22 protein-coding genes are annotated in these 21,790 nt (G+C 61.1%); 7 read left to right on the top strand and 15 right to left on the bottom strand.

All coding sequences use genetic code 11. From position 1 onward, the window contains the following. Positions 1–4: 4 nt before the first annotated feature. From AC1ATL_RS08775 to infC, 12 genes are all read right to left on the bottom strand, one after another. A complete protein-coding gene (locus AC1ATL_RS08775) occupies positions 5–559 on the bottom strand; it encodes a hypothetical protein (RefSeq protein WP_476569932.1) in 555 nt (184 codons plus the stop codon). Positions 560–713: 154 nt separating this feature from the next. Next, entirely contained in the window at positions 714–2,648 is a 1,935-nt protein-coding gene (typA, locus tag AC1ATL_RS08770; RefSeq protein WP_476569931.1) for a translational GTPase TypA, read from the bottom strand. 134 nt (positions 2,649–2,782) lie between these two features. Beyond that, on the bottom strand, positions 2,783–4,063 hold the full coding sequence (locus AC1ATL_RS08765) for a cysteine desulfurase family protein (protein WP_476569930.1): 1,281 nt from the start codon (positions 4,061–4,063) through the stop codon (positions 2,783–2,785). 17 nt (positions 4,064–4,080) lie between these two features. Beyond that, a complete protein-coding gene (nadC, locus tag AC1ATL_RS08760; protein WP_476569929.1) occupies positions 4,081–4,965 on the bottom strand; it encodes a carboxylating nicotinate-nucleotide diphosphorylase in 885 nt (294 codons plus the stop codon). A gap of 27 nt (positions 4,966–4,992) precedes the next feature. Further along, positions 4,993–6,717, bottom strand: a complete 1,725-nt coding sequence (gene nadB, locus AC1ATL_RS08755) for an L-aspartate oxidase (protein WP_476569928.1) — start codon at positions 6,715–6,717, stop codon at positions 4,993–4,995. Continuing rightward, on the bottom strand, positions 6,714–7,994 hold the full coding sequence (nadA, locus tag AC1ATL_RS08750) for a quinolinate synthase NadA (protein ID WP_432622681.1): 1,281 nt from the start codon (positions 7,992–7,994) through the stop codon (positions 6,714–6,716). The genes nadB and nadA overlap by 4 nt, the downstream gene beginning before the upstream one ends. A 120-nt stretch (positions 7,995–8,114) precedes the next feature. After that, complete coding sequence (locus AC1ATL_RS08745) at positions 8,115–8,927, bottom strand: NUDIX hydrolase (protein WP_476569927.1); 813 nt, start codon at positions 8,925–8,927, stop codon at positions 8,115–8,117. 183 nt (positions 8,928–9,110) lie between these two features. Next, a complete protein-coding gene (locus tag AC1ATL_RS08740) occupies positions 9,111–9,950 on the bottom strand; it encodes a ParA family protein (protein WP_011743425.1) in 840 nt (279 codons plus the stop codon). Between the two features lie 99 nt (positions 9,951–10,049). Next, positions 10,050–11,003, bottom strand: a complete 954-nt coding sequence (gene xerD, locus AC1ATL_RS08735; RefSeq protein WP_476569926.1) for a site-specific tyrosine recombinase XerD — start codon at positions 11,001–11,003, stop codon at positions 10,050–10,052. 150 nt (positions 11,004–11,153) lie between these two features. Further along, on the bottom strand, positions 11,154–11,537 hold the full coding sequence (gene rplT, locus AC1ATL_RS08730; RefSeq protein ID WP_003810697.1) for a 50S ribosomal protein L20: 384 nt from the start codon (positions 11,535–11,537) through the stop codon (positions 11,154–11,156). A 54-nt stretch (positions 11,538–11,591) separates the two neighbouring features. Next, positions 11,592–11,786, bottom strand: a complete 195-nt coding sequence (rpmI, locus tag AC1ATL_RS08725; protein ID WP_003810699.1) for a 50S ribosomal protein L35 — start codon at positions 11,784–11,786, stop codon at positions 11,592–11,594. An 18-nt stretch (positions 11,787–11,804) separates the two neighbouring features. Beyond that, a complete protein-coding gene (infC, locus tag AC1ATL_RS08720) occupies positions 11,805–12,503 on the bottom strand; it encodes a translation initiation factor IF-3 (RefSeq protein ID WP_026646166.1) in 699 nt (232 codons plus the stop codon). A 356-nt stretch (positions 12,504–12,859) separates the two neighbouring features. On the opposite strand from infC, the gene AC1ATL_RS08715 reads away from it, so the two are divergent. From AC1ATL_RS08715 to ybaK, 3 genes are all read left to right on the top strand, one after another. Further along, entirely contained in the window at positions 12,860–13,621 is a 762-nt protein-coding gene (locus AC1ATL_RS08715; protein WP_476569987.1) for a thiamine diphosphokinase, read from the top strand. Positions 13,622–13,771: 150 nt separating this feature from the next. Further along, complete coding sequence (gap, locus tag AC1ATL_RS08710) at positions 13,772–14,827, top strand: type I glyceraldehyde-3-phosphate dehydrogenase (RefSeq protein WP_476569925.1); 1,056 nt, start codon at positions 13,772–13,774, stop codon at positions 14,825–14,827. Between the two features lie 161 nt (positions 14,828–14,988). Further along, positions 14,989–15,495 (top strand): Cys-tRNA(Pro) deacylase, encoded by a 507-nt coding sequence (ybaK, locus tag AC1ATL_RS08705; RefSeq protein ID WP_476569986.1) that lies wholly within the window; start codon positions 14,989–14,991, stop codon positions 15,493–15,495. Positions 15,496–15,584: 89 nt separating this feature from the next. On the opposite strand, the gene AC1ATL_RS08700 is transcribed toward ybaK, so the two are convergent. Then, entirely contained in the window at positions 15,585–16,589 is a 1,005-nt protein-coding gene (locus AC1ATL_RS08700; RefSeq protein WP_476569924.1) for a 4-hydroxy-3-methylbut-2-enyl diphosphate reductase, read from the bottom strand. 184 nt (positions 16,590–16,773) lie between these two features. Between AC1ATL_RS08700 and AC1ATL_RS08695 the strand changes: the two genes are divergently transcribed. Together AC1ATL_RS08695 and AC1ATL_RS08690 are read left to right on the top strand one after the other, a co-directional pair. Then, positions 16,774–17,724, top strand: coding sequence for an aldose 1-epimerase family protein (locus AC1ATL_RS08695; protein ID WP_476569923.1), 951 nt, complete (start codon positions 16,774–16,776; stop codon positions 17,722–17,724). 116 nt (positions 17,725–17,840) lie between these two features. Beyond that, positions 17,841–17,915: a 50S ribosomal protein bL37 gene (locus AC1ATL_RS08690; RefSeq protein WP_003817083.1), complete on the top strand. Its 75-nt coding sequence runs from the start codon at positions 17,841–17,843 to the stop codon at positions 17,913–17,915. Between the two features lie 102 nt (positions 17,916–18,017). On the opposite strand, the gene AC1ATL_RS08685 is transcribed toward AC1ATL_RS08690, so the two are convergent. After that, positions 18,018–18,278: a hypothetical protein gene (locus AC1ATL_RS08685; protein ID WP_476569922.1), complete on the bottom strand. Its 261-nt coding sequence runs from the start codon at positions 18,276–18,278 to the stop codon at positions 18,018–18,020. After that, positions 18,275–18,856, bottom strand: a complete 582-nt coding sequence (locus AC1ATL_RS08680; RefSeq protein WP_476569985.1) for a sigma-70 family RNA polymerase sigma factor — start codon at positions 18,854–18,856, stop codon at positions 18,275–18,277. The genes AC1ATL_RS08685 and AC1ATL_RS08680 overlap by 4 nt, the downstream gene beginning before the upstream one ends. Before the next feature lie 130 nt (positions 18,857–18,986). On the opposite strand from AC1ATL_RS08680, the gene AC1ATL_RS08675 reads away from it, so the two are divergent. Together AC1ATL_RS08675 and AC1ATL_RS08670 are read left to right on the top strand one after the other, a co-directional pair. Further along, positions 18,987–20,540, top strand: coding sequence for a UDP-N-acetylmuramoyl-L-alanyl-D-glutamate--2,6-diaminopimelate ligase (locus AC1ATL_RS08675; protein ID WP_476569921.1), 1,554 nt, complete (start codon positions 18,987–18,989; stop codon positions 20,538–20,540). Positions 20,541–20,603: 63 nt separating this feature from the next. Beyond that, a complete protein-coding gene (locus tag AC1ATL_RS08670; protein WP_476569920.1) occupies positions 20,604–21,608 on the top strand; it encodes a lipid II:glycine glycyltransferase FemX in 1,005 nt (334 codons plus the stop codon). Positions 21,609–21,790: the final 182 nt, after the last annotated feature.

Below are 21,790 nucleotides of genomic sequence, written 5' to 3'. Positions count from 1 at the left end.
CGCGTTAGTCCACCGGTTGGTCGGCCGCGTTGTCCGTTTCCTGCGATTCGTCCGACACATTTTCCGGAGCGTCGTCCGCTTCGCGTGGCGGCATCGTGAACCACCGTTTCGGCAATGCGAGCATGACCAGTGGAATCAGCACCACGCCATACAGCCAGAAATAGCCGACGTTGTTGCTGAAATACGGCAGCGACGCCGAATCGCCGAAGCCGACGGGAATCATGGCGTCTCCGCCGGGACCGTAGCCAGCCATGACGGTCCAGACCATCAGCGACGAGCCGATTAGATGCAGGGCGAGTCCCGTCACTCCGTCACGGGAGCGGGCGGACCATGTCGCGATGGCCACCAAAACGTAAGCAAGCACGAGTCCGTAGGGAATATTCGCCGACGCGCCCATGCGGTGCGCCATGGTGCCGATCATGCCGACCACGACACCGACGATCAGGTCGATCAGAAGACGGGCCCACGCCGGCAGACGATGTGACCATGGCATCAGCGTGCGATCGTCGTTTTTCCGCGGCCGCGTCTTCGATTGCGATTCCTGCATATGTTGCGTCATGTCCTCCACTATGCCTCAGGTTCCTTACAAACGTTTCCTTCGCCACGTAAAAGAAAAGAGATACGTGTGAAATGCACGTATCTCTTTGTCTCATACCCTCAGCCAAACATACGGACACCGCCGTGTCTGCGAAGCGTCAGAACAACGATTGGAATCACTTGTTGTTCTGCTGAGCGTTGTTCTGGCGACGCTGCTTGGCGCGCCACTTGTACCAGTCCTCACGGCTCAGGATGATCTTGCGCACACGGATGGATTCCGGGGTAACTTCCACGCACTCGTCCTCGTTGGCGAAGTCCAGCGACTCCTCGAGGCTCATCTTGATCGGCGGGGTCAGGGTCTCCAGCACGTCTGCGGTGGCGGAGCGCATGTTGGTCATATGCTTGGCCAGCGTGATGTTCACGTCCAGCTCGTCAGGCTTGTTGTTGATGCCGACGACCTGACCCTCATACACCGGAGACTGCGGCTCGACGAAGAAGTTGCCACGGGCCTGCAGACGCTGCATGGCGTACGGGGTGGCGATGCCCTGACGGTCACAGACCATGGAGCCGTTCTGACGGGTCACGATCTGTCCGGCCCACGGAGCGTAGCCGGCGGAGATGGAGGAGGCGATACCGGTGCCGCGAGTGGCGGACAGCAGCGCGGTGCGGAAACCAATCAGGCCACGGGACGGGACAGTGAACTGCAGACGGACCCAGCCGGTGCCGTGGTTGGTCATGTTGTCCATACGGCCCTTACGGTCGGCGAGCAGCTGGGTGACGGCGCCCATGTACTCCTCCGGCACGTCGATGGTGGTGTTCTCCATCGGCTCGTTGACCACGCCGTCGATGGTCTTGGTGACCACCTGAGGACGGCCGACGGTCAGTTCGAAGCCTTCACGGCGCATCTCCTCGGCGAGCACGGCCAGCGCGAGTTCGCCACGGCCCTGGACCTCCCAGGCGTCCGGACGGTCGGTCGGCAGCACCTTGATTGACACGTTGCCGATGAGTTCGCGGTCAAGGCGGTCCTTGATCATGCGGGCGGTGAGCTTGTGCCCCTTGCCCTCGGTGCCCGCGAGCGGGGAATCGTTGATGCCGAAGGTCATGGAGATGGCCGGATCGTCGACGTGGATGAGCGGCAGCGGCTTCGGGTCGTTCGGGTCGACGATGGTTTCGCCGATCATGATGTCGTTCACACCCGCGACGGCGACGATGTCGCCCGGACCCGCGGATTCGACCGGAGTGCGCTCCAAGCCCTGCGTACGCAGCAGTTCGGAAACGCGGAAGTTCTCGATGGAACCATCCACACGGCTCAGGCCGTAGGTCTTGCCCTTCTCCAGGGTGCCGTTGTAGATGCGGACCAGGCCAAGTCGGCCGAGGAAGTCGGAGGAGTCGATGTTGGCGACGTGCGCCTGCAACGGCGCGCCTTCCTCGTATTCCGGAGCCGGAATGTTCTTGATGATGGCCTCGAACAGCGGCTCGAGGTTGTCGTTGTCCGGCAGACCGCCGTCCTCCGGCTGGTTCTCGGACGCGTAACCGGCCTTCGCCGCGCAGTAGATGACCGGCAGGTCGAACAGGGAGTCCTCGTCGAGGTCGACGCCTTCCTCGATGACGTCCTGGGCCAAGCCGAGCAGCAGATCGGAGGATTCGCCGACGACTTCGGAGATACGCGCATCCGGACGATCGGTCTTGTTCACGCACAGGATGACCGGCAGCTTGGCCTCGAGGGCCTTGCGCAGCACGAAACGGGTCTGCGGCAGCGGGCCTTCGGACGCGTCGACAAGCAACACGACACCGTCGACCATGGAGATGCCGCGTTCCACCTCGCCACCGAAATCGGCGTGGCCAGGGGTATCGATGATGTTGAGGGTGATGCCTTCCGGATGACCGTACTTGGCCGCCAGCGGGCCGGTGTACTGCACCGCGGTGTTCTTGGCGAGGATGGTGATGCCCTTTTCACGTTCCAGATCATTGGAGTCCATCACACGATCCGGGACTTCCTCACGCTCGTTGAACACATGGGACTGGGCCAGCATCGCGTTGACCAGGGTGGTCTTACCGTGATCGACGTGTGCCACAATCGCTACATTTCGAATATCGCCGCGAACCGCCATCGAAACCTCTCTTAGTATTACTGTTCTCTTGCGTAATCGTTCGGTACGTACATGTTGTCGGTACTTGGAAAATCGACCTTACACACAAACCGAACCAATGGTAGCGGAGCGTTGCGACACCTCGCCATCCATGTTCAGGCGGTGGCCCGTTGCGCCTGTATGTTGATTGACGGATCGTTGACCTCCGAAGCCCCTCGCAACGTGGCGCAGGATTCCTCCACCACCGATGCGACCCAATTGATCTGTTCCGGTGTGAGCGGCTCGCGGAAGGTCATGCGGATGGCCGATTTCGCGACCGCCGGTTTATACCCCATAGCCAATAGCGTGCCAGGCGCCTCATGCCGACCGACGGCGCAGGCCGAACCGGATGAGCAGGCGATGCCCCGCGCGTCCAGGTCGACCAGCAACGCCTCGCCGGACAGTCCAGGAAACACGAACGACGCATGCCCCGGCAGCCGGCGTTGCGGATCCCCCGTAAGCTGCGCCCGGGGTTCGACGCGCAGCACCGCATCTATGAGACGGTCTCTGGAGGCGGCAAGACGCCGCCACGCGTCCCGCATTTTCACGTCCGCGTCACGCAGCGCGACGGCCAATGCGACGGCTCCGGCCACATTCTGCGTGCCGGACCGTAGGGAGCGTTCCTGTCCACCACCGCTCATCAACGGCTCCACAGGGACCCTGGATCGAAGCAGCAAAGCGCCCAATCCTTTCGGAGCGCCGAATTTGTGCCCGGACAGGCTCAACGCGTCCACATCCCACTCGCGCATACGGATGGGGATGAGACCGACGGCCTGCACCGCATCCACATGCAGCGGCACGCCGTATTCGTGCGCGATGCGTGCGATCTCATCGACTGGTTCCACAGTGCCCACCTCGTTGTTGGCGAGCATCGCCGACACCAGCAAGGCGCTGTTGCGCGGCTTCGCGGACATTCCTGCGGCCCCGTCGGATCCGTCAGCAAGAATCCCCTGCGCCAGTTCCTCACGCAGGGCGTCCACATCGATATGCGCCTGATGGTCGACGGGAATCTCCACCACTTCGCATCCGAACCAACGTTCCATCCAACGGGCTGATTCCAACACCGCGGGGTGCTCTATCGACGACACGATGACACGCGGACGCACCTGTTCGCCATAGGCTTCGCGCAGCAGCCGCATGCGGGCCATCGCTATGCCTTTGATCGCAAGATTGTCCGCTTCGGTACCGCCGGAGGTGAGGATCACGTCATCCGGACGCGCCCCCAGGTCCGCCGCAATCGACCCGCGTGCGGCCTCAAGCGCCCGAGCCGCGGTCTTCCCAGCGCCATGCACGCTCATCGGATTCGCGTATGCCTCGGTCAGGAACGGCATCATCGCGTTGATGACGTCGGTTCCGACCGGTTCGGCCGAAGCCGCGTCCAGATACAGATGTTCCATCAGTCCTCCGGTGCCCGTCAGTCCCAATCCAGACCAAGATCGATGCTGCTCACGCTGTGGGTGAGCGCGCCGACGGAAATCACATCCACGCCGGTGGCGGCCACCTGTGGCACACGTTCCAACGTCATGTTGCCGCTGGCTTCCACAATGGCACGTCCCGCGATGGCGTCCACTCCCCTGCGGGTGTCCTCCAGGGAGAAATTGTCGAGCATGATGGTATCGGCGCCGCCCTCGAGCGCGGCCTCGATCTGTTCCAACCGGTCCGTCTCCACTTCGATATGCGTGGTGTGCCCAACCTGTTCGCGTATGTGACGGATGGCCCCGGCCATGTCGATGCCCTGCTCGGCAAGCGCCGCGAGATGGTTGTCCTTGACCATCACGGCATCGGACAGGCCATAGCGGTGGTTATGGCCGCCACCGCAGGTGACGGCGTATTTTTCGAACGGGCGCAGGCCCGGAGTCGTCTTGCGTGTGTCGACGATGCGGGTGCGCGCATAGGTGCGCGGGGCTCGATATCCGTCCGTTCCGACGGCTTCGGCCGCGGCTTTGACGAAATCCGAGGTCATGGTGGCGATTCCGCACATGCGCTGCGTGAAATTCAGCGCCACGCGTTCCGCCGTGAGCAGGTCACGCACGGGACCAGCGACTTCAGCAAGGGTCTGTCCCGCTTCGAACCGTTCGCTGTCCTTGATATTCGCGCGCACGACGATTTCGGGATTCTGCGCGGCGAACACGGCTTCGAACACGGCGAGGCCGCTCATCACGCCTGGTTGCCTGGCCACAAGCCTCGCAGCGCCCCGAGCTTCGGCTGGAATGGTGGTTTCACAGGTGATGTCGCCGTTGGGCGCATCCTCCTCAAGCGCGGCTTCGACGGCCGCGCGAATGACCTGGCGGGTCAGCATGGCTATGGTCCTTTCGATATTTCGCCGTCACGCCATCCGATAGGCGATGGAATGCGCGATCGTCGGATTGGCGGTCGGATAATCCTGCCGCGTGTGCGCGCCACGCGATTCGCAGCGGTTGCCGGCCGCAACGGCCGCAACGTATCCGACGGTGAGCAGGTTGCGGTTCTCCCACGTGGTGACCCGTTGCGCGTATGTCGTCTGCCGTGTGGCGTTTTCCGCCGTGTCCGCAGCGTCTTTCGCGTTCGCAGCGGCAAGCGCGGCGCCAAGTTCGCGCACGCCTTGGGACAGGCTTTCGCCGTCACGGATCACGCCGACATGCTTCCACATGGTTTCTTCGATTCGTGCACGGTCCCATACCTGCGGTCGCACATCATGCGCCCGTGTCTCGGCGACCGGCATGCGCAGCTCCATCGGGCGTTGGCAGACCGGCATGCCCTCGATCGCGCTGTTGTCGAAATCCTGCGGTTGCCACACGGCATCATCGACGTCATTCGCGGCTGCGAGACCGGCGCGATATCCGTAGACCATGCCTTCGAGCAGCGAGTTCGAAGCGAGTCTGTTGGCTCCCTGAACGCCGGTTCGGGCGCATTCGCCGGCCGCGTACAGGCCTGGAATGCTGGATCGTCCGAACAGGTCGGTGCGGATGCCTCCCATCCAGTAATGGGCGGCCGGAGCCACGGGAATGGGCTCTTTGCTCCAGTCGAAGCCAAGGGATCGTGTGTACGCGTCGATGGTCGGGAAGCGGTGGCGTAGGAATTCCGCCAAATCGGGATTCTCCTTGGCCATCGGAGAGACGTCAAGCATGATCGGTTTGCCACCCTGCGCCTGCATGGTGCGGAAGTTGGCGCGAGCCACCACATCGCGCGGCGCGAGTTCGGCTTTGGGATCGATGTCGGTCATGAAACGGTGTCCATGCTCGTCGAGCAGCACCGCACCTTCGCCGCGGACGGCTTCAGAGACGAGGAAATGCTCGCCCACGGCCATGGCCGTGGGATGGAACTGGTAGAACTCCAGATCGGCCACCTGGGCTCCGGCGCGGATCGCCGCGGCCAGTCCGTCACCCGTCGCTACAGACGGATTGGTGGTGTACGGGTACAGACGTCCGGCGCCGCCGGTGGCGAGCACCACACGGTCCGCATCCACGACACGCGTCTCGACGCCGTTTTGGTCGTCCCGCACCGCCAGACGCACACCGGCAACGTGACCGTCGCGCACCAGCACGTCGTTCAGGAACGCGTGCTCGAGCACGGTGATGTTCGGATTGGCTTTTACCATGGCGGAAACGTCGAGTTCCAAGACCTTTCCGGTGGCATCCCCTCCGGCGTGCACCACACGGGAGCGGCAGTGCGCGGCTTCGAGGCCGCGCAGCACGTGGCCTTCACCATCACGGTCCACATGCCATCCGTCCCCGATGAGTTCGCGCACGCGGCGAGCGCCTTCGTCGGTCAGTATGCCGACGGCGGTGCGGTCGCACAATCCATGGCCCGCTGCCATGGTGTCGGCCGCATGCAGCGCCGGCGAATCATCATCGAAGATCGCGGTGGCCACGCCTCCCTGGGCGTGGTACGTGTTTGATTCGACGAACTCGTCCTTGCATACGAGCAGCACCTCCTGGGAATGACGTCCGCCGTTCCCGGCGATAGACGCGCGGCCGCCGTCGGCCAGTCCCTCGCCGCCGAGACGTTCGTCACCCGCCGCCGCGAGCGCCGCGCACAAGCCTGCGATGCCCGCTCCGACCACAACGATCATGGGTGCACCTCCAGCATGCGCTGCAATGCGATTTTGGCGTCGCGTGCAGTGTCCTCGTCCACGGTGATGCGGTTGACGATGTTGCCCTGTTCGATGTTCTCCAACGCCCACGCCAGATAGGCCGGATGGATGCGGTACATCGTGGAGCACGGGCAGACCACCGGGTCGAGGCAGAACACGGTTTTGTCCGGATACTGCGCGGCCAAACGGTTGACGAGGTTGATTTCCGTGCCGACAGCGATGGCGGAGCCGGCCGGAGCGTTGGCGATCTGCTTGACGATGTACGCGGTGGAGCCAGTGCCGTCCGCCGCGTTGACGACGTCCATCGAGCATTCGGGATGCACGATGACCTTGACGCCCGGATATGCCTTGCGGGCTCGTTCAATCTGATCGACGGTGAAGCGCTGATGCACCGAGCAGAAGCCCTTCCACAGGATCATCTTCGCGTCCGCGTACACGGATGGGTCCTCGGCGCCGCCAGCCGGCTTGTACGGGTTCCATACCGGCATCTGGTCAAGGCTCATGCCCATGGCGAGCGCGGTGTTGCGGCCCAGATGCTGGTCCGGGAAGAACAGCACTCGCTTGCCACGCGCGAACGCCCATTCGAGTACGGCATGCGCGTTGGATGACGTGCAGACGATGCCGCCGTGGCGTCCACAGAACGCCTTCAAGGCGGCGGACGAGTTCATGTACGTGACCGGCACGATCTGCTGCCTGCCGTCTGCGTCGGGTTTGTCGCCGCAGATCTCGCCGAGCTGCTCCCAACAATCCTCGACCTGTTCGATGTTCGCCATATCGGCCATCGAACAGCCTGCGGACAGGTTCGGCAGCGTCACGGTCTGTTCCGGAGTGGACAGGATATCGGCGGTTTCGGCCATGAAATGCACACCGCAGAACACGATGTGATCGGCGTCGGGACGTTCGGTCGCATTCTTGGCGAGCTGGAAGGAGTCCCCCACGAAATCGGCGTGCACGATGATCTCGTCGCGCTGGTAGAAGTGGCCGAGGATGAGAAGCTTGTCGCCGAGGCGGGATTTGGCCGCCTTGATACGTTCCTGCAGTTCCTCGTCGGAGGCGTCCCGGTATTCCTGGGGCAGCACCTGCTGCCGGGGAGCGTTGTTCGGCAACGGGTCGAACATGGAGGCGCCCGGCCCGTAGCTCGGCTTGGTGGTGTCGAAGTGCCATGGATCCTGCGTCAGTCCGGCGTCGCATGTGCTTTGCGCGCCCAGTCGGGCGATGATTTCGTCTACGGATGGCGATGACAGAGTAGCGGCCATACCGCACCTTCCCTTCATTTGGTTTGTTGTTGTCGTCCGTTTGCCATGGAGGTACCCCCATGGATTGATGAAATATAGATGATGGATGTCCGGCGGTTTTCGCATCCGCCGCACCCGGTTTCAGATGGTCGTCAACGCCGTCAGCGCGTCATCGCCGTCCTTCTGTTCCTTGAGGTCGGAGTGGTCGGCATCGCAATCCCACGGCGTGGGCCGCCGAAGAGCGCTTCGCACGTATCGATACACGGCGGCCGGACGGTTGCGGCCGACTCGCAGCTTCTCACCGGTGTCCTCCAATTGGCCCGACGCGAGCATCTTCCGACGGAAATTCGCCAGATCGATGGCTTCGCCGGTGACCGCCTCGTACACGTCATGCAGCTGGCTCAAGGTGAATCGTTCACCGACCAGACGCGTGACGACCTGCGGATATTCGATTTTCCCGCGCAACCGGCTCATGGCGTAGTCGATGATGGCGCGATGATCGAAGGCGAGTTCCGGCAGGTCATCGACGGGAAACCATTTGACGTTGTTTCCTTCGATGGGTTCCGTCTGCGCGTCCGATCCGCCGACCAAGGCCCAATAGACGATGGACACCATGGGCAGACCTCCATGCGAACGCGCGGGGTCGCCGAAGGTGTACAGCTGTTCGAGATACCTTGGATGCAGCGATGTGGTCGATTCCAACGCGGCATACGCCGACTGTTCCAACGAGTGGTCGGCACGCAGGTCTCCGCCGGGCAGGGCCCATTGGCCGAGGAACGGTTGACGCACACGTTTGACCAGCGGCATCCACAACGTCGATCCCGCACCGGACGGTCTGGTTTCGGCACGCCCGCCGTCATCGGACCGCGGCATCGGTCCTAAGGCGAGGATGACTACGGACACGCCGATCTGCGGCGGCTGCTTGCGCCGTTCCGAGACATTGCCCATCATCATGGAATACCCCTGTTCCAATCGCTTCCGAATATCGACAGGGCATGAGTGTATCACTTATGGTCAACTTGACCATAAGTCTCTTGCGTGTCCTGTCCGCATCCACCTGCGAAAGCGAAACACAGTGGAACTAAGGCCTCGGAAAAACAAAAAAAGCTCCCCTACGCGGGGAGCCTGGGACGGGATTTAGGCCACGATGTCGTTGGCGATTAGCTCGCGGGCCACTTCACGGTATTCCTTCGCCGTCTTGTGGTTCGGCGCGTAGATGGTAATCGGAGCGGCCGCCACCGTGGAATCGGGCAACTTGATGGAACGCGATATCACGGAATGGAACACCTTGCCTTGGAACGCTTCGTAGATGCGCTGCAGCACCTCTTCGCAATGCAGCGTCCTGGTGTACATGGTCACCAGCACGCCATACACCTCAAGGCTCGGGTTGATGCGCGACTGGACCTTCTCGATGGATTGCATGAGCAATGCGACGCCGCGCAGCGCGAAGAATTCGGCGGCCACGGGAATGATCACTCCGTCCGCCGCGGTCAGCGCATTCACCGTCAACAAGCCCAGCGACGGCTGGCAGTCGATGATGATCACGTCGTATTCGTCCTTGACCTGGCGCAGCACGCCGGCAAGCACCTGCTCGCGTCCGACTTCGGTGACCAGCTGCACTTCGGCCGCGGACAGGTCGATGTTGGCCGGCATGATATCGAGATTCTCGAAATCGGTGTGGTGGATGACGCTATGCACATCCATGCGCGGATTGAACAGCGCCGTGTACACGGTGTCCTCCACCGCGTTGGCATTGATGCCGAGCCCCACCGTGGCGGCACCCTGCGGATCGAAATCGACGATCAGCACACGTCTGCCGTATTGGCTCAACGCACCGCCGATATTGATGGAACTGGTGGTCTTGCCGACCCCGCCCTTCTGGTTGCACATGGCGATGACCCTCGCCGGACCGTGCGTCTGCAGCGGCTCCGGAGCGGGAAACGTCTCATAATCACGTCCAAGCAAATCCGTAGGCATACCGTTTACCTTACCAACATCCTCGTGTCAAAGATTTCACTGTGTTCCATGCTAACCCATCATCGCCTATGAAACCGGCAACAACACATTCCGCAACGCCTATCTCGCCCTCGGATGCGATGTCAGATACGTTTCGATGAGATTCTCCGGGCTCACGTGTGTGTAGATCTGCGTGGTGGTGACGCTGGCATGTCCGAGCAGCTCCTGCACGGTGCGCACGTCGGCTCCGCCCTGAATCAGATGGGTGGCGAAGGAATGACGCAACGTGTGCGGGTGCAGAGGCTTGTCGATGTGCGCGCGCTGCCCCGCCACGCGGATAATCTCCCACACCGACTGCCTGGACAATCGTTTGCCGCGTTTGTTGAGAAACAGCGCGCGCCGTTCGGCTGGCCCTTTCGCCTTCGCCTCAAGTTGCGGTCGTCCGCCGCGCAAATACCGCGCAATCGCCTCACACGCGTAGCCGCCGACCGGCACCAAACGTTGCTTGGAACCTTTGCCCATCAATCGGGCGACCTTCTCATCCAGGTCGACATCGTCAAGGTTTGAGCCACAGGCCTCCGAGACTCGCGCTCCGGTCGCATACAGGAACTCCAGCAGCGCCTTGTCGCGCAGCATCACCGGATCGTCCGGCTCCTCCGGCGAATCCATGCCGGACGGATAGCTCTGCGACACGGGAATCGCGTCCAGCAGTCTCGCCACCTCATCCACGGTAAGCACGTCGGGCAGGGTTTCCGCGCTCTTCGGCGCCTTGACGCATGCCGAAACATCCTCCATGACCACATGCTCGCCCAAGGCGAAGCGATGGAGCTCGTGGATGCTCGAGAGCCGACGAGCCTTGCTGCGCGCGGATTCGCCGGAATCGTCAAGAAAAGCGATGTACCGTTCCACGTCGTGCGTGCCTACCTCGCCAAGGCTGTGGATGTCCTGCGCGTCGAGCCAATCACGATACTTATGCAGATCGGCGCCGTATGCGGATACCGTGGCCTTCGCCAGTCCCCGTTCCACATCGATATGCACGAGGAACTGTGTGATCAGCCGATCGATGTCGCCCATCGAAGACCCCCCCATATATTGGCCTATGCCACTCTCATCTATCCAAGCCCATCCGAACCAAGACGGCGATTCGGCGTCTTATACGTGAGAACCCCCGGTCCGACGCGCGGACGGGGGTTCTCGAACATATAAGGCGGAACGCCGGGAGACTCAGGCTTCCTTCGGGGCGTTCACATCAGCCGGAAGAGCGGCCTTGGCCTGCTCAACGATGGCCTTGAAAGCCTCCGGATCGGAGACGGCCAGCTCGGCGAGGGCGCGACGATCCAGTTCGATGCCGGCGAGGTGCAGGCCCTGGATGAAGCGGTTGTAGGTAATGCCTTCGGCGCGGACGGCAGCGTTGATGCGCTGAATCCACAGCTTGCGGAAATCGCCCTTGCGAGCCTTGCGGTCGCGGAAGTTGTAGGTAAAGGAGTGCAGCAGCTGCTCCTTGGCCTTGCGGTAGAGACGGGAGCGCTGGCCGCGGTAGCCGGAAGCCCTCTCGAGAACGACGCGACGCTTCTTGTGGGCGTTTACTGCGCGCTTGACACGTGCCATATTTGATTCCTCAGCTTTCTTGTTAAGTCTTTGTTATATGAGCTCTCGCTATGCTCAGCGACCGAGCAGCTTCTTCATGTTCTTGCTCTGGGAAGTGGCCAGAACACCGTCGGCCTTCAGCTCGCGGCGCTTACGAGCGGACTTGTGCTCGAGGTTGTGGCGCATTGCGGAGCCAGCGTGCATCAGCTTGCCGGAACCGGTCACTCGGACGCGCTTGGAAGCGGCGGAATTAGTTTTCATCTTCGGCATTGCTGCCCTCCTTGTTTGTTACTTCGATTCGGAAGTCTTCGTTTTGTCGGACGCCACGGCTGCCTTGGCTGCGGCTGCCGCCTGTGCCTGGGCCTCCTGCTTGGCGGCCAGACGCGCGGCCTGACGGGCCTGACGTTCGGCACGGGACTGATCGCCACGACGGCGCTGCTCGGACTGGGTGTGAACCTTCTTGCCCTTCGGCGCGAGCGTCATGATGATGTTGCGGCCTTCCTGCTTCGGGGCGAATTCGACGGTGCCGTACTCCTCCACCTCGCTGGCAAGACGCCTCAGCAGCTCGACGCCGCCGATAGGACGGGACTGCTCGCGGCCGCGCAGCATGATGGTGACCTTGACCTTGTCTCCGCCGTTCAGGAAGCGCACAACGTGGCCCTTCTTGACCTCGAAGTCATGGTCGTCGATCTTCAGGCGGAAGCGGATTTCCTTGATTTCCGCGGTGCTCTGGTTGCGGCGCGCCTCACGAGCCTTGATCTTCTCGTTGTACTTGTACTTGCCGTAATCGATGAGCTTGGCGACCGGAGGCTTCGCGTTGGGCGCCACCTCGACGAGATCGAGGTTCGCTTCCTTTGCCAGGTTCAGTGCGACGGAAGTCGCGATGACTCCCACCTGCTCGCCGTTCGGGCCGATCAGACGCACCTGGGAGACGCGAATCTCGTCGTTAATACGTGGTTCGTCGCTGATGATGACTCCAATCCTCATGTTCCATGCAACGGAACGTCCCTAGATTGGCAGTATTCCAAAATCCCGAATGTCCATGAACCGCCAAGGCGCAACAAAGCGCACGCGAAAACCGCATACGCGGCCAACGTATCTCACCGTTGAATCGGTGGAAAGGCGATTGCCTGAACCCGAGACCATGAAAGGCTTCCAGGTGGGGATATCCCGCTTTCTTGATTTCTCAAGCCTTGAAGATAATACCACACACCCGGACATCGCGTGTCGTGTTTCGGGAGCCATCATTGCAGGCCGGACCTGGACGGCAGCGCCGGATAAGCCATATATGCGCCATGCCGGAAAAGCGTATGGGCGCGCACGTACACTATCTTCGCATGACCATGAATTCCAAAACATGTGTGATTTTCGGCGCAGGTGATTATTACGATGAGGTCCCCGCCGTCCCGTCCGAAGCCCTCATCATCGCCGCGGACGGCGGTTACGACCATGCCCAGGACTCCGGCATCGACGTCGACTTCCTGGTGGGCGATTTCGATTCGATCGCCGACACACGACCAACGAATAACGACCGCACCATCAAGCTACCGACGGAGAAGGACGATCCCGATCTGCTGTCCGCGATGAAGATTGGATGGCGGCATGGTGCACGCACATTCCATATATACGGTGCGCTGGGCGGACGAATCGACCACACAATCGCCAATATCCAGCTTGTGGCGCTGTTGGCCGACCATGGCGCAATCGGCTACCTGCACGGCGACGGCATGATCGTCACCGCCATCCACGACGGCGCGCTCGATTTCCCGGCGAATGACGTCGCGCCGGGACGTATGGTGTCCGTATTCTCCCACAGCGATATTTCGACCGGAGTGAGCGAGACGGGACTGAAATACGAGCTCGACCACGCTTCGATGTCCAGCGTGCGCGTCAACGGCCTGAGCAACGAGTTCCTCAGCGGCAAGCCATCTCGCATCGAGGTGGAACATGGCACGCTCATCGTCACGCTCCCCATCGAGGCTCCCCTGCCACGCGTGTCATGGTCGCACGGTTTCACCGGCGATCTGGGAGCGCTCGACACGGACGTCTCCTCCGCTCTGGCCCAACCGGATGACCGGCGATCAGGCACGCCGGCAAAAATGTGAGCGCTCACTGAAAAACGCGTCTCTTTTTCCGGGACACGCGTCGGAAACGTTGCCCTAAGTACAGGTGACGCACTACAGTGGACCATGTTGGTAAACAATGGCTTCTGTGTGCCTTGGCACACGCGTGGCCTACCCTAAAGGGAGAATTACATGACAGTTAAGATTGGTATTAACGGCTTTGGTCGTATCGGTCGTCTGGCTTTCCGCCGTATCTTCGAGCTTCAGGCCCGTGGCGGCCAGGCTGGTGACATCGAGGTCGCTGCAATCAACGATCTGACCACCCCGTCCATGCTGGCCTACCTGCTGAAGTACGACAGCACCCATGGCACCTTCCGTCATGACGATGGCACCCCGGTCGAGGTCACCTCCACCGATGACTCCATCGTGGTCGACGGCAAGGAATACAAGGTCTATGCCGAGAAGGACGCCAACAACATCCCGTGGGTCAAGAACGACGGTGTCGAGTTCGTGCTCGAGTGCACCGGCTTCTACACCTCCGCCGAGAAGTCCCAGGCCCACATCAACGCCGGCGCCAAGAAGGTCCTGATCTCCGCCCCGGCCAAGGACGATGTCACCCCGACCGTCGTGTTCGGCGTGAACCACGAGATCCTGAAGCCGTCCGACGTGATCGTGTCCGCCGGCTCCTGCACCACCAACTCCATGGCCGCCATGGTCAAGCTGCTGGATGAGAAGTGGGGCATCAAGGCTGGCTTCATGACCACCATCCACGCCTACACCGGCACCCAGATGATCCTCGACGGCCCGCGCTTCCCGAAGGCTCGCAACAACCGCGCCGCCGCTATCAACACCATTCCTCATTCCACCGGCGCCGCCAAGGCCATCGGCAAGGTCGTTCCGTCCGTGAACGGCAAGCTGCAGGGCCATGCCCAGCGCATCCAGGTTCCGGATGGATCCGTCACCGAGCTGACCACCGTCCTGAACAAGGAAGTCACCGCCGATGAGATCAACGCCGCCTTCAAGGAAGCGTTCTCCTCCACCGACTTCTACGGCTACAACGAAGACGGCATCGTGTCCTCCGATATCATCGGCGACACCCACGGTGGCGTGTTCGATCCGACCCAGACCGATGTCAACACCGTTGACGGCGTGACCATGGCTCGCACCGTCTCCTGGTACGACAACGAGTACGGCTTCACCTGCAACATGGTGCGTACCCTGCTGTACTTCGCCGAGATCTCCGAGTGAGCCATCGCGGAATAAGACCGCGTGGTTCGGCTCTGAGCCTCAACTGAAAAAGGCTTTCCACTTCGTGTGGAAAGCCTTTTTTCGTATCATCTCCATCATCCTTGTCTCCCCGCGCGGCCAAACCGCCGGAAACGGTCATACGAAGGCCTATCATGGGCGGCATGGCAAAGAAAAAACACGAGAAGGGCGCCGGATCCACACCAGCGACAGTGCAATTGGAAAAGGCCGGCATTCCATTCAAAACCTACGAGTACGCGCATTCGAACGACCATATGGATGACGGCTACGGAGTGGAGGCCGCGACCAAGCTTGGCTTCGACGAGCATCAGGTGTTCAAGACGCTGATGGCGGACACCGGTTCCGAGCGCGTGGTCGGCGTGGTGCCGGTCAGCGGCCATATGGATCTGAAGGCGCTGGCGGCGGCTGTCGGCGCGAAGAAGGCGACAATGGCCGATCCGAAGGTCGCCATGCGTGAATCAGGCTACGTCGTCGGCGGCATCTCACCGCTTGGACAGCGCACGCACCACAAAACGGTGCTCGATGAAAGCGCGCTGCAGTATGAGGAGATTCTGCTGTCCGGAGGCAAGCGCGGCTTTTCGATCGGTATCGACCCCAACGATCTGCTGAAGGTGCTTGACGCGGTCGCAGCGCCCATCGGCACCTGGTGACGGAATGTGACCGTCAGAACGATCCGCCGATTTCGGAAACGGCCGGACGGATGCGGATGCGTCCGTCCGGCCGTTCCGTCACATGCCGGTCATTTGCGCAGTTCCGCCGGTAGTACGAAGTGCATGTTCTCCTTGATGGTTTCGATGGTGCTCACATCGCGGTAGCCCATTGCATTGAGTGCGGAAATGACACCGGAGACCAGCTCATCAGGTACGGAGGCGCCTGAGGAAATGCCCACGGATTCGACGCCTTCGAACCATGCGGGATCAAGTTCCGAGGCGTCGTCCACACGATGGGCGAGGCCAGCGGCCCCGACAGCCGTTCCCGACGGGAACCGTGTCCTGAGTCCCTCCTGGGCGACTTCCACCAACCGTACGGAATTCGACGAATTCGCCGATCCGACGATGACCACGCAATCGGATTGCTCGGCGACAAGTTTGACCGCCGACTGGCGATTCGACGTGGCATAGCAGATATCGGAATTCGGCGGCATCCGCAGCCATGGGAAACGCGCCTTCAGCGCGGCGATCGTATCGGCGGTCTCATCGACGCTCAGCGTGGTCTGCGTGAGCAGCACTAATTTGGTTTCCGGCTGGAAATCCAACGAATCGACGTCGTCGGCGTGTTCGATCAGATGCACATGTTCCGGCGACTCCCCCACCACGCCGACGGCTTCGTCATGTCCCTTGTGCCCGATGTAGATGATCTCGTAGCCTTCCTTGACGAAGCGCAGCACCTCGCGATGCACCTTGCTCACCAACGGGCATGTGGCATCGACCACATGCATGCCGCGTGACGAGGCTTCGGCCTTCACCGCGGGCGAAACCCCATGCGCGGAGAACACGATGGGGATGCCGGCAGCAGCCGCGGCATCGGGAATCTCCGACAGCTCCTGCACGAACACCGCGCCCTGCGCGGCCAGATCCTCGACGACATGCCTGTTGTGCACGATCTGACGACGCACGTACACCGGCGGCAGTCCATCCACACGCGGCGCATCCGCGGATTTGAGAATCGTCCGCACCGTAAGGATCGCCCTGTCCACGCCGGCGCAGAACCCACGAGGATCCGCCAAAACGATGCGTTTGCCCATACCAGCCGCCTTTCATCCTATGCCAATCGAAATGACAACCATCAATACTAAGACATGCCGTTCGCCAAAACGGCGGAATCGAAAGATCTGAATGGAAGTGAATCGTGTGCGGCGGATTCCCAAGTCCCGAGCGTTAGCGGTAACATGGTATCGACATATCATCAACGACACTATGGAGTGATTCATGACCTGCACAACTCTGCCTCCACGCACCGGACAGCAATTTTCCATCTCACACGGCGATTACCGAGCCGTCATCACCGAACTTGGCGCCACCTTGCGCAAACTGACGTATCGCGGCGAGGACCTGATCGTCTCCCTCGGCCCGAATGACGTCGTGTCCTGCTGCCATGGCCAGATTCTTGTTCCGTTCCCGAACCGCATCGAAGCCGGCGAATACACGTTCGAGGGCAAGACCTACACACTGCCCATCGACGAGCATGAGCGCAACAACGCCATCCACGGCTACGGCTACCGCTCCTACTGGAAGCTCGTCTCGCTCGCCGAAGATGCCGTGACGCTGACCTGGCGCTCCCCCAACATGGCCGGCTATCCGTTCGACATCGTGGTGACCGCCACCTACAGCCTTGCCGACGATGGCCTGCACCTGACCGTCAGCGCCTTCAACAACGGCGATGTGGACGCACCGTGGGCCTTGGCCATCCATCCGTGGCTCGCCAACGGCCTGAACGGTTACGGCGATGAGATCGACGGCCACAACGCCAAGTGCAGCCTGACGCTGCCCGGCCGCACGCATGTCACCGTCAACGAGAACCTCATTCCGACCGGCACCGAACCGGTGGACGGCACCAAGTACGACCTGTGCAAGGACACACTGCTCACCGAGCAGCCGTTCGACGACGCCTGGACCGATCTGGAGCATGACGCGGACGGCACCGTCACCGCGGTGTTCACGCGGGCGGATGGCAAGAAAGTGCGCGTGGGCGGCGACAAGACCGTCACCTCGTTCCAGGTGTGCACCGGAACCGGCTTCCCGGCGTTCAAGCATCCGGCGGGCGTGGCGGTCGAACCGCAGACGGCGTACGCGAACGCGTTCAACACGGGCAAGGACCTCATCGTCATCAAGCCGAAGGAGACGTCGAGCACGTCACTGTTCATCGGCGCGCTCGACTGATATAATCGCACGTTGGAATAAGCCGGAGCCACACAGCGGACACCCGATTTGGCAAACGTCTCGCTTGTGTGCGATAATCCCGTAGGCTTATTAATCGCAAGTAAAGGAGTCCAATCATGGGCATGCGCGGACGTAAGCGCAAGGATCGTCGTAAGAAGGCCGCCAATCACGGCAAGCGCCCGAACGCCTGATCCCTGCCAACGCGAATAGCGTTACAGAGCATCGAGAACCCCGTAGAATCGTTATGATTCTACGGGGTTCTCCTATATCCGAAGCCGCGATCAGCGCTTCGTTCATTCGTCGCAGCAATGATCCAATGTCGCTTCAAGCCTGTCGATCAAGCTCTGCGGCGCATGTTTGGGCCGCAGATAGGCACGCAATGCCGCGATCAGCGCGCGTTCCCGCTCGTCGCAGCAGGTTTCCGGATCGAAACAGTCTCCGGAAGCCACGACATGCACGCTGGTATGCGTCACCTGTGTCACCACGCTGTTTCCACCGGCTGTGGTGGTTCTGGTCGAAGTGATGGAAATATGCCGTTCCATTGGTTCGCTCATGGTCGATCCTTCCCGGCAGTGGCATAGCCACGTTCCTTCGCGTAATTGGCGAGCTCACGCTTCAGCTGCGTTCTGGCGCGGTTGAGGCGGCTCATCACCGTACCGATTTTCACACCTTGCTCCTCGGCCACCTGGCTGTATGACTTGCCGTCGATGGCGGCATCGATGAACACCTGCCGGCGCTCCGGGGAAAGCTTGTTCAACGCGGTCATGATCTCCTCGGGCGCGTACGCGTCCAGATACTCCTCTTCGGCGGATTTGAGCTGTTCTGAGGAATGCTCGGACGCCGAATACAGGTCCCAATCGTCGTATTCGCCGGTGGAATCGTTGGCGCGTTGCGGTCGTCGCTTGGCTTTGGCGTATTGGTTGAAGTAGGCATTGCGCTCGATGGTGGTCATCCAGGCCGCGAAATTCGTCCCCTCCTTGAAGGAATCGAACGCCTTGAATCCACGCTCGAAGGTGTCCTGCACCAGATCCTGCGCGTCATCCGGATTGTTGGTCAACCTCATCGCCTGCCGGTACAACGAGTCCACAACGGGCATGGCGAGCCTCTCGAACCGCGCGCGGCGGCTCGCCATGGTTTCCGTCTGTTGTTCAGTCACACCCTCATTGTATCTTCCCCGGCGTCACACGTCGTGCACATGGATGCCGGTACAATATCTGTTCGGTATCCCGCTCGACGTCTCATGCATGAGGAGAACACGAAACATGGCTTTGACTTTGGAATCGGCCGCACGGCTGCTTGACAGGCATGGACTGCTCCGAGAAATCATCCGCGGCGAGGTCTGGACGATCGACGCGAGCGACATCGAGAATGCCGACAGGCCGTTCTCCGCGATCACCTATGACACCCGTAAGGTGGAGCCGGGCGCCCTCCTGTGCTGTAAAGGCCGTTTCAAGGCGGAATATCTGAACGATGTGGACGAGCATGGTCTTGCGGCCTATGTGGCGGAAGATGACTTCTCCGCCGCCACCCAGGCTCCGGGCCTCATCGTGGATGATGTGCGGAAGGCCATGGCTTTGCTGTCGGCTGAATTCTACGACCGTCCACAGGACCGGCTGAAGGTCATCGGCATTACCGGTACCAAGGGCAAGACCACCACCGCGTATCTCACCCAGGCCATGCTGAACGGATGCTCCGGCGGAAAATGCGCGCTGTTCTCCTCGGTGGACAACTGTCTTGACGGCCACACCTATGTCGAATCGGACCTGACCACTCCGGAATCCATGGACGCGTTCCGTATGATGCGCAAAGCCATGGATAACGGCATGGAGTACCTCGTCATGGAGGTCTCCTCCCAGGCGTACAAGGTGGACCGCGTATACGGACTCACCTTCGACGTGGCCGCCTTCCTCAATATCAGCCCTGACCACATCAGCCCGATCGAACACCCGACTTTCGAGGATTACTTCCACTGCAAACGGCAGATCGTCAGGAACTGCCGTTCCCTTGTACTCGGCGCCGACTGCGCGCATGTCGACCTCATCCGGCAGGATGCACGGCACGCGGGAGTCGACGTCACCACGTTCGCGCTCGACGGCGCGGCTGCGGCGGACGTCGTCGCAAAACCGGCGGATGCCGAACACAGCCGCTTCTCCATCGCCATCGACGGCGCGACCATCGGGGAGCTGAGTCTGACATTGGATGGCGATTTCAATTACGCGAACGCCGCCGCCGCGGTCGCCATCGCCCGTGCTGCCGGTTTCGATTTCGATTCATCGCAGGCACGGGAGGCGCTGCACGATATGGAGCCGGTGCGCATCGCGGGCCGTATGGAGCATTTCAAGGACACCCGTTCCGACACGATCGCCATCGTCGACTACGCGCACAACTACGCTTCCGTCACCGCGCTGCTCGACTATGTGGACCAGCGTTACGGCAGCAGGAACCCGGAAATCACGCTCATCACCGGTTCCGCGGGCAACAAGGCGTACGACCGCCGTTCGGAAATCGTCAAGGCCGCTCAGGACCGCATCGACCATCTCGTGCTCACCTTCGAGGACACCGACGACGAACCGGTTGAACAGGTGTGCGAGGATATGCGTGGCAGTGTCACCAATCCGCAGCTTGACGTGAAGATCATCCTCAATCGCGCCGAAGCCGTGGAGTCCACGGTGGGAGCCGATCGGAAGAACTCCCAACGACCGCATATCATCCTCATCATCGGCAAAGGCAATGAACGCTGGTTCAAAGACCACGGCAAGCATATCCCCTATGAGGGCGACGACCGTATCGTAGAGCGTGTGTTCCATCTCAAATAGCTGCTTCTTCCCAATATCCCATCCCATATCACGCCATCACAAAAAAAGGAATCCCGATCGAACATGATCACTCTTGAATCCACCGACGCGGCAGGCATCGAGCAGCAGGCCGCGGAACTCGACTTCACCCTGCCAATCGAACAGACCGACGCTTGGGCGAAATACCAGAACACCGTGGACGGCCGCAGACCATGGGGCGCGTACGTCATCAAACAGGATGGCCGAACGGTCGCCTTCATCTCGCTGATCGACTATGAGACCCACGGCTACCATTATCTGAGGTCCGTGCATGGTCCAGCATGGATTGACAAGCCATCCCGCGAATCGGAGGCCGAAGTCCGTCAGGCTCTGGTCAAGGCCGTGCACGACAAAGACAAAAGCATCGCCTTCCTGCGCATCGATTTCTGGGATTACGAAGAAACATTCCCCGTGCTTTCCACCGTCCCCTACAACGAAACGGTGGTCGTGGACCTGACAGGCGGGGATGACGAGATTCTGGCCCGCATGAAGAAGCGCGGCCGTCGTGACGTACGCAAGTCGCTTCGCGAAAGCCCGGCCATCTGCGCGGACGAAACGGATCAAGCCATCGCGGATTTCTCCGAATATTACGAGATCATGGTCGAGACGGCGCAGCGCGACGGCTTCTCCCCCGCTCCCATGCGCGATTACGTGGACATGCTTTCCAGCTTGGGTTCCGACCATGCGCGCGTGTTCGCCGCACGTATCGATGGCAAAGTGGTGGCATGGTCGATTGTCGCGCTGAATCGAAACCACGCCGTCTATTACTATGCCTGCATGCGCACGGAGGTTATGAGGCAGCTTGTCCCCGATAAACTGCTGTACACCATCTGCTGCACTTTGGGACAGCGCGGTTGCACGCAAATCGATTTGATGGGCATCGGCAACGATTTCGCGCCTTCGCTGAAGAGCCTGAACACCTTCAAGACGAAATTCGCCGAGGACACCGTGCAGACATCCGCAGGACGCGATGTTCCAATCAAGAAGGGCTTCTACCGCGCGCTGACGATGCTGCAGTCCGTCCGTCGCTCGCTCCGACACAGGAAGTGACGTCAGATAGCGGACTTTCATGACGCACGCCATCGCATGACCATGAAACGTTTGTGGGCTGGATTCCAGGATTGAACCGCACCCCGATTGTTGGACTGAAGAAATTCAGATTCAATGATCGGAGGTGCGGTTCTTTCGTATGCGCGAGGATCGAAGGAAACACTACGACGACGGGTTCCGGC

The organism is Bifidobacterium sp. LH_743, from assembly GCF_056355775.1.
This window is presented reverse-complemented; position numbering and strand designations above follow the sequence as displayed.

Coding starts and splice junctions, on each gene's coding strand:
- nadC (WP_476569929.1), bottom strand. CDS start 4,965: ATGCTGACCCGCCAGGTCATTCGCGCGGCCGTCGAAGCCGCGCTTGAG.
- AC1ATL_RS08675 (WP_476569921.1), top strand. CDS start 18,987: ATGGCTTTGACTTTGGAATCGGCCGCACGGCTGCTTGACAGGCATGGA.
- typA (WP_476569931.1), bottom strand. CDS start 2,648: ATGGCGGTTCGCGGCGATATTCGAAATGTAGCGATTGTGGCACACGTC.
- AC1ATL_RS08765 (WP_476569930.1), bottom strand. CDS start 4,063: ATGGAACATCTGTATCTGGACGCGGCTTCGGCCGAACCGGTCGGAACC.
- infC (WP_026646166.1), bottom strand. CDS start 12,503: ATGAGGATTGGAGTCATCATCAGCGACGAACCACGTATTAACGACGAG.
- AC1ATL_RS08740 (WP_011743425.1), bottom strand. CDS start 9,950: ATGCCTACGGATTTGCTTGGACGTGATTATGAGACGTTTCCCGCTCCG.
- nadB (WP_476569928.1), bottom strand. CDS start 6,717: ATGATCGTTGTGGTCGGAGCGGGCATCGCAGGCTTGTGCGCGGCGCTC.
- xerD (WP_476569926.1), bottom strand. CDS start 11,003: ATGGGCGACATCGATCGGCTGATCACACAGTTCCTCGTGCATATCGAT.
- AC1ATL_RS08680 (WP_476569985.1), bottom strand. CDS start 18,856: ATGGCGAGCCGCCGCGCGCGGTTCGAGAGGCTCGCCATGCCCGTTGTG.
- AC1ATL_RS08670 (WP_476569920.1), top strand. CDS start 20,604: ATGATCACTCTTGAATCCACCGACGCGGCAGGCATCGAGCAGCAGGCC.
- AC1ATL_RS08775 (WP_476569932.1), bottom strand. CDS start 559: ATGACGCAACATATGCAGGAATCGCAATCGAAGACGCGGCCGCGGAAA.
- AC1ATL_RS08685 (WP_476569922.1), bottom strand. CDS start 18,278: ATGAGCGAACCAATGGAACGGCATATTTCCATCACTTCGACCAGAACC.
- rpmI (WP_003810699.1), bottom strand. CDS start 11,786: ATGCCGAAGATGAAAACTAATTCCGCCGCTTCCAAGCGCGTCCGAGTG.
- AC1ATL_RS08745 (WP_476569927.1), bottom strand. CDS start 8,927: ATGATGATGGGCAATGTCTCGGAACGGCGCAAGCAGCCGCCGCAGATC.
- AC1ATL_RS08695 (WP_476569923.1), top strand. CDS start 16,774: ATGACCTGCACAACTCTGCCTCCACGCACCGGACAGCAATTTTCCATC.
- AC1ATL_RS08715 (WP_476569987.1), top strand. CDS start 12,860: ATGAATTCCAAAACATGTGTGATTTTCGGCGCAGGTGATTATTACGAT.
- gap (WP_476569925.1), top strand. CDS start 13,772: ATGACAGTTAAGATTGGTATTAACGGCTTTGGTCGTATCGGTCGTCTG.
- rplT (WP_003810697.1), bottom strand. CDS start 11,537: ATGGCACGTGTCAAGCGCGCAGTAAACGCCCACAAGAAGCGTCGCGTC.
- ybaK (WP_476569986.1), top strand. CDS start 14,989: ATGGCAAAGAAAAAACACGAGAAGGGCGCCGGATCCACACCAGCGACA.
- AC1ATL_RS08700 (WP_476569924.1), bottom strand. CDS start 16,589: ATGGGCAAACGCATCGTTTTGGCGGATCCTCGTGGGTTCTGCGCCGGC.
- nadA (WP_432622681.1), bottom strand. CDS start 7,994: ATGGCCGCTACTCTGTCATCGCCATCCGTAGACGAAATCATCGCCCGA.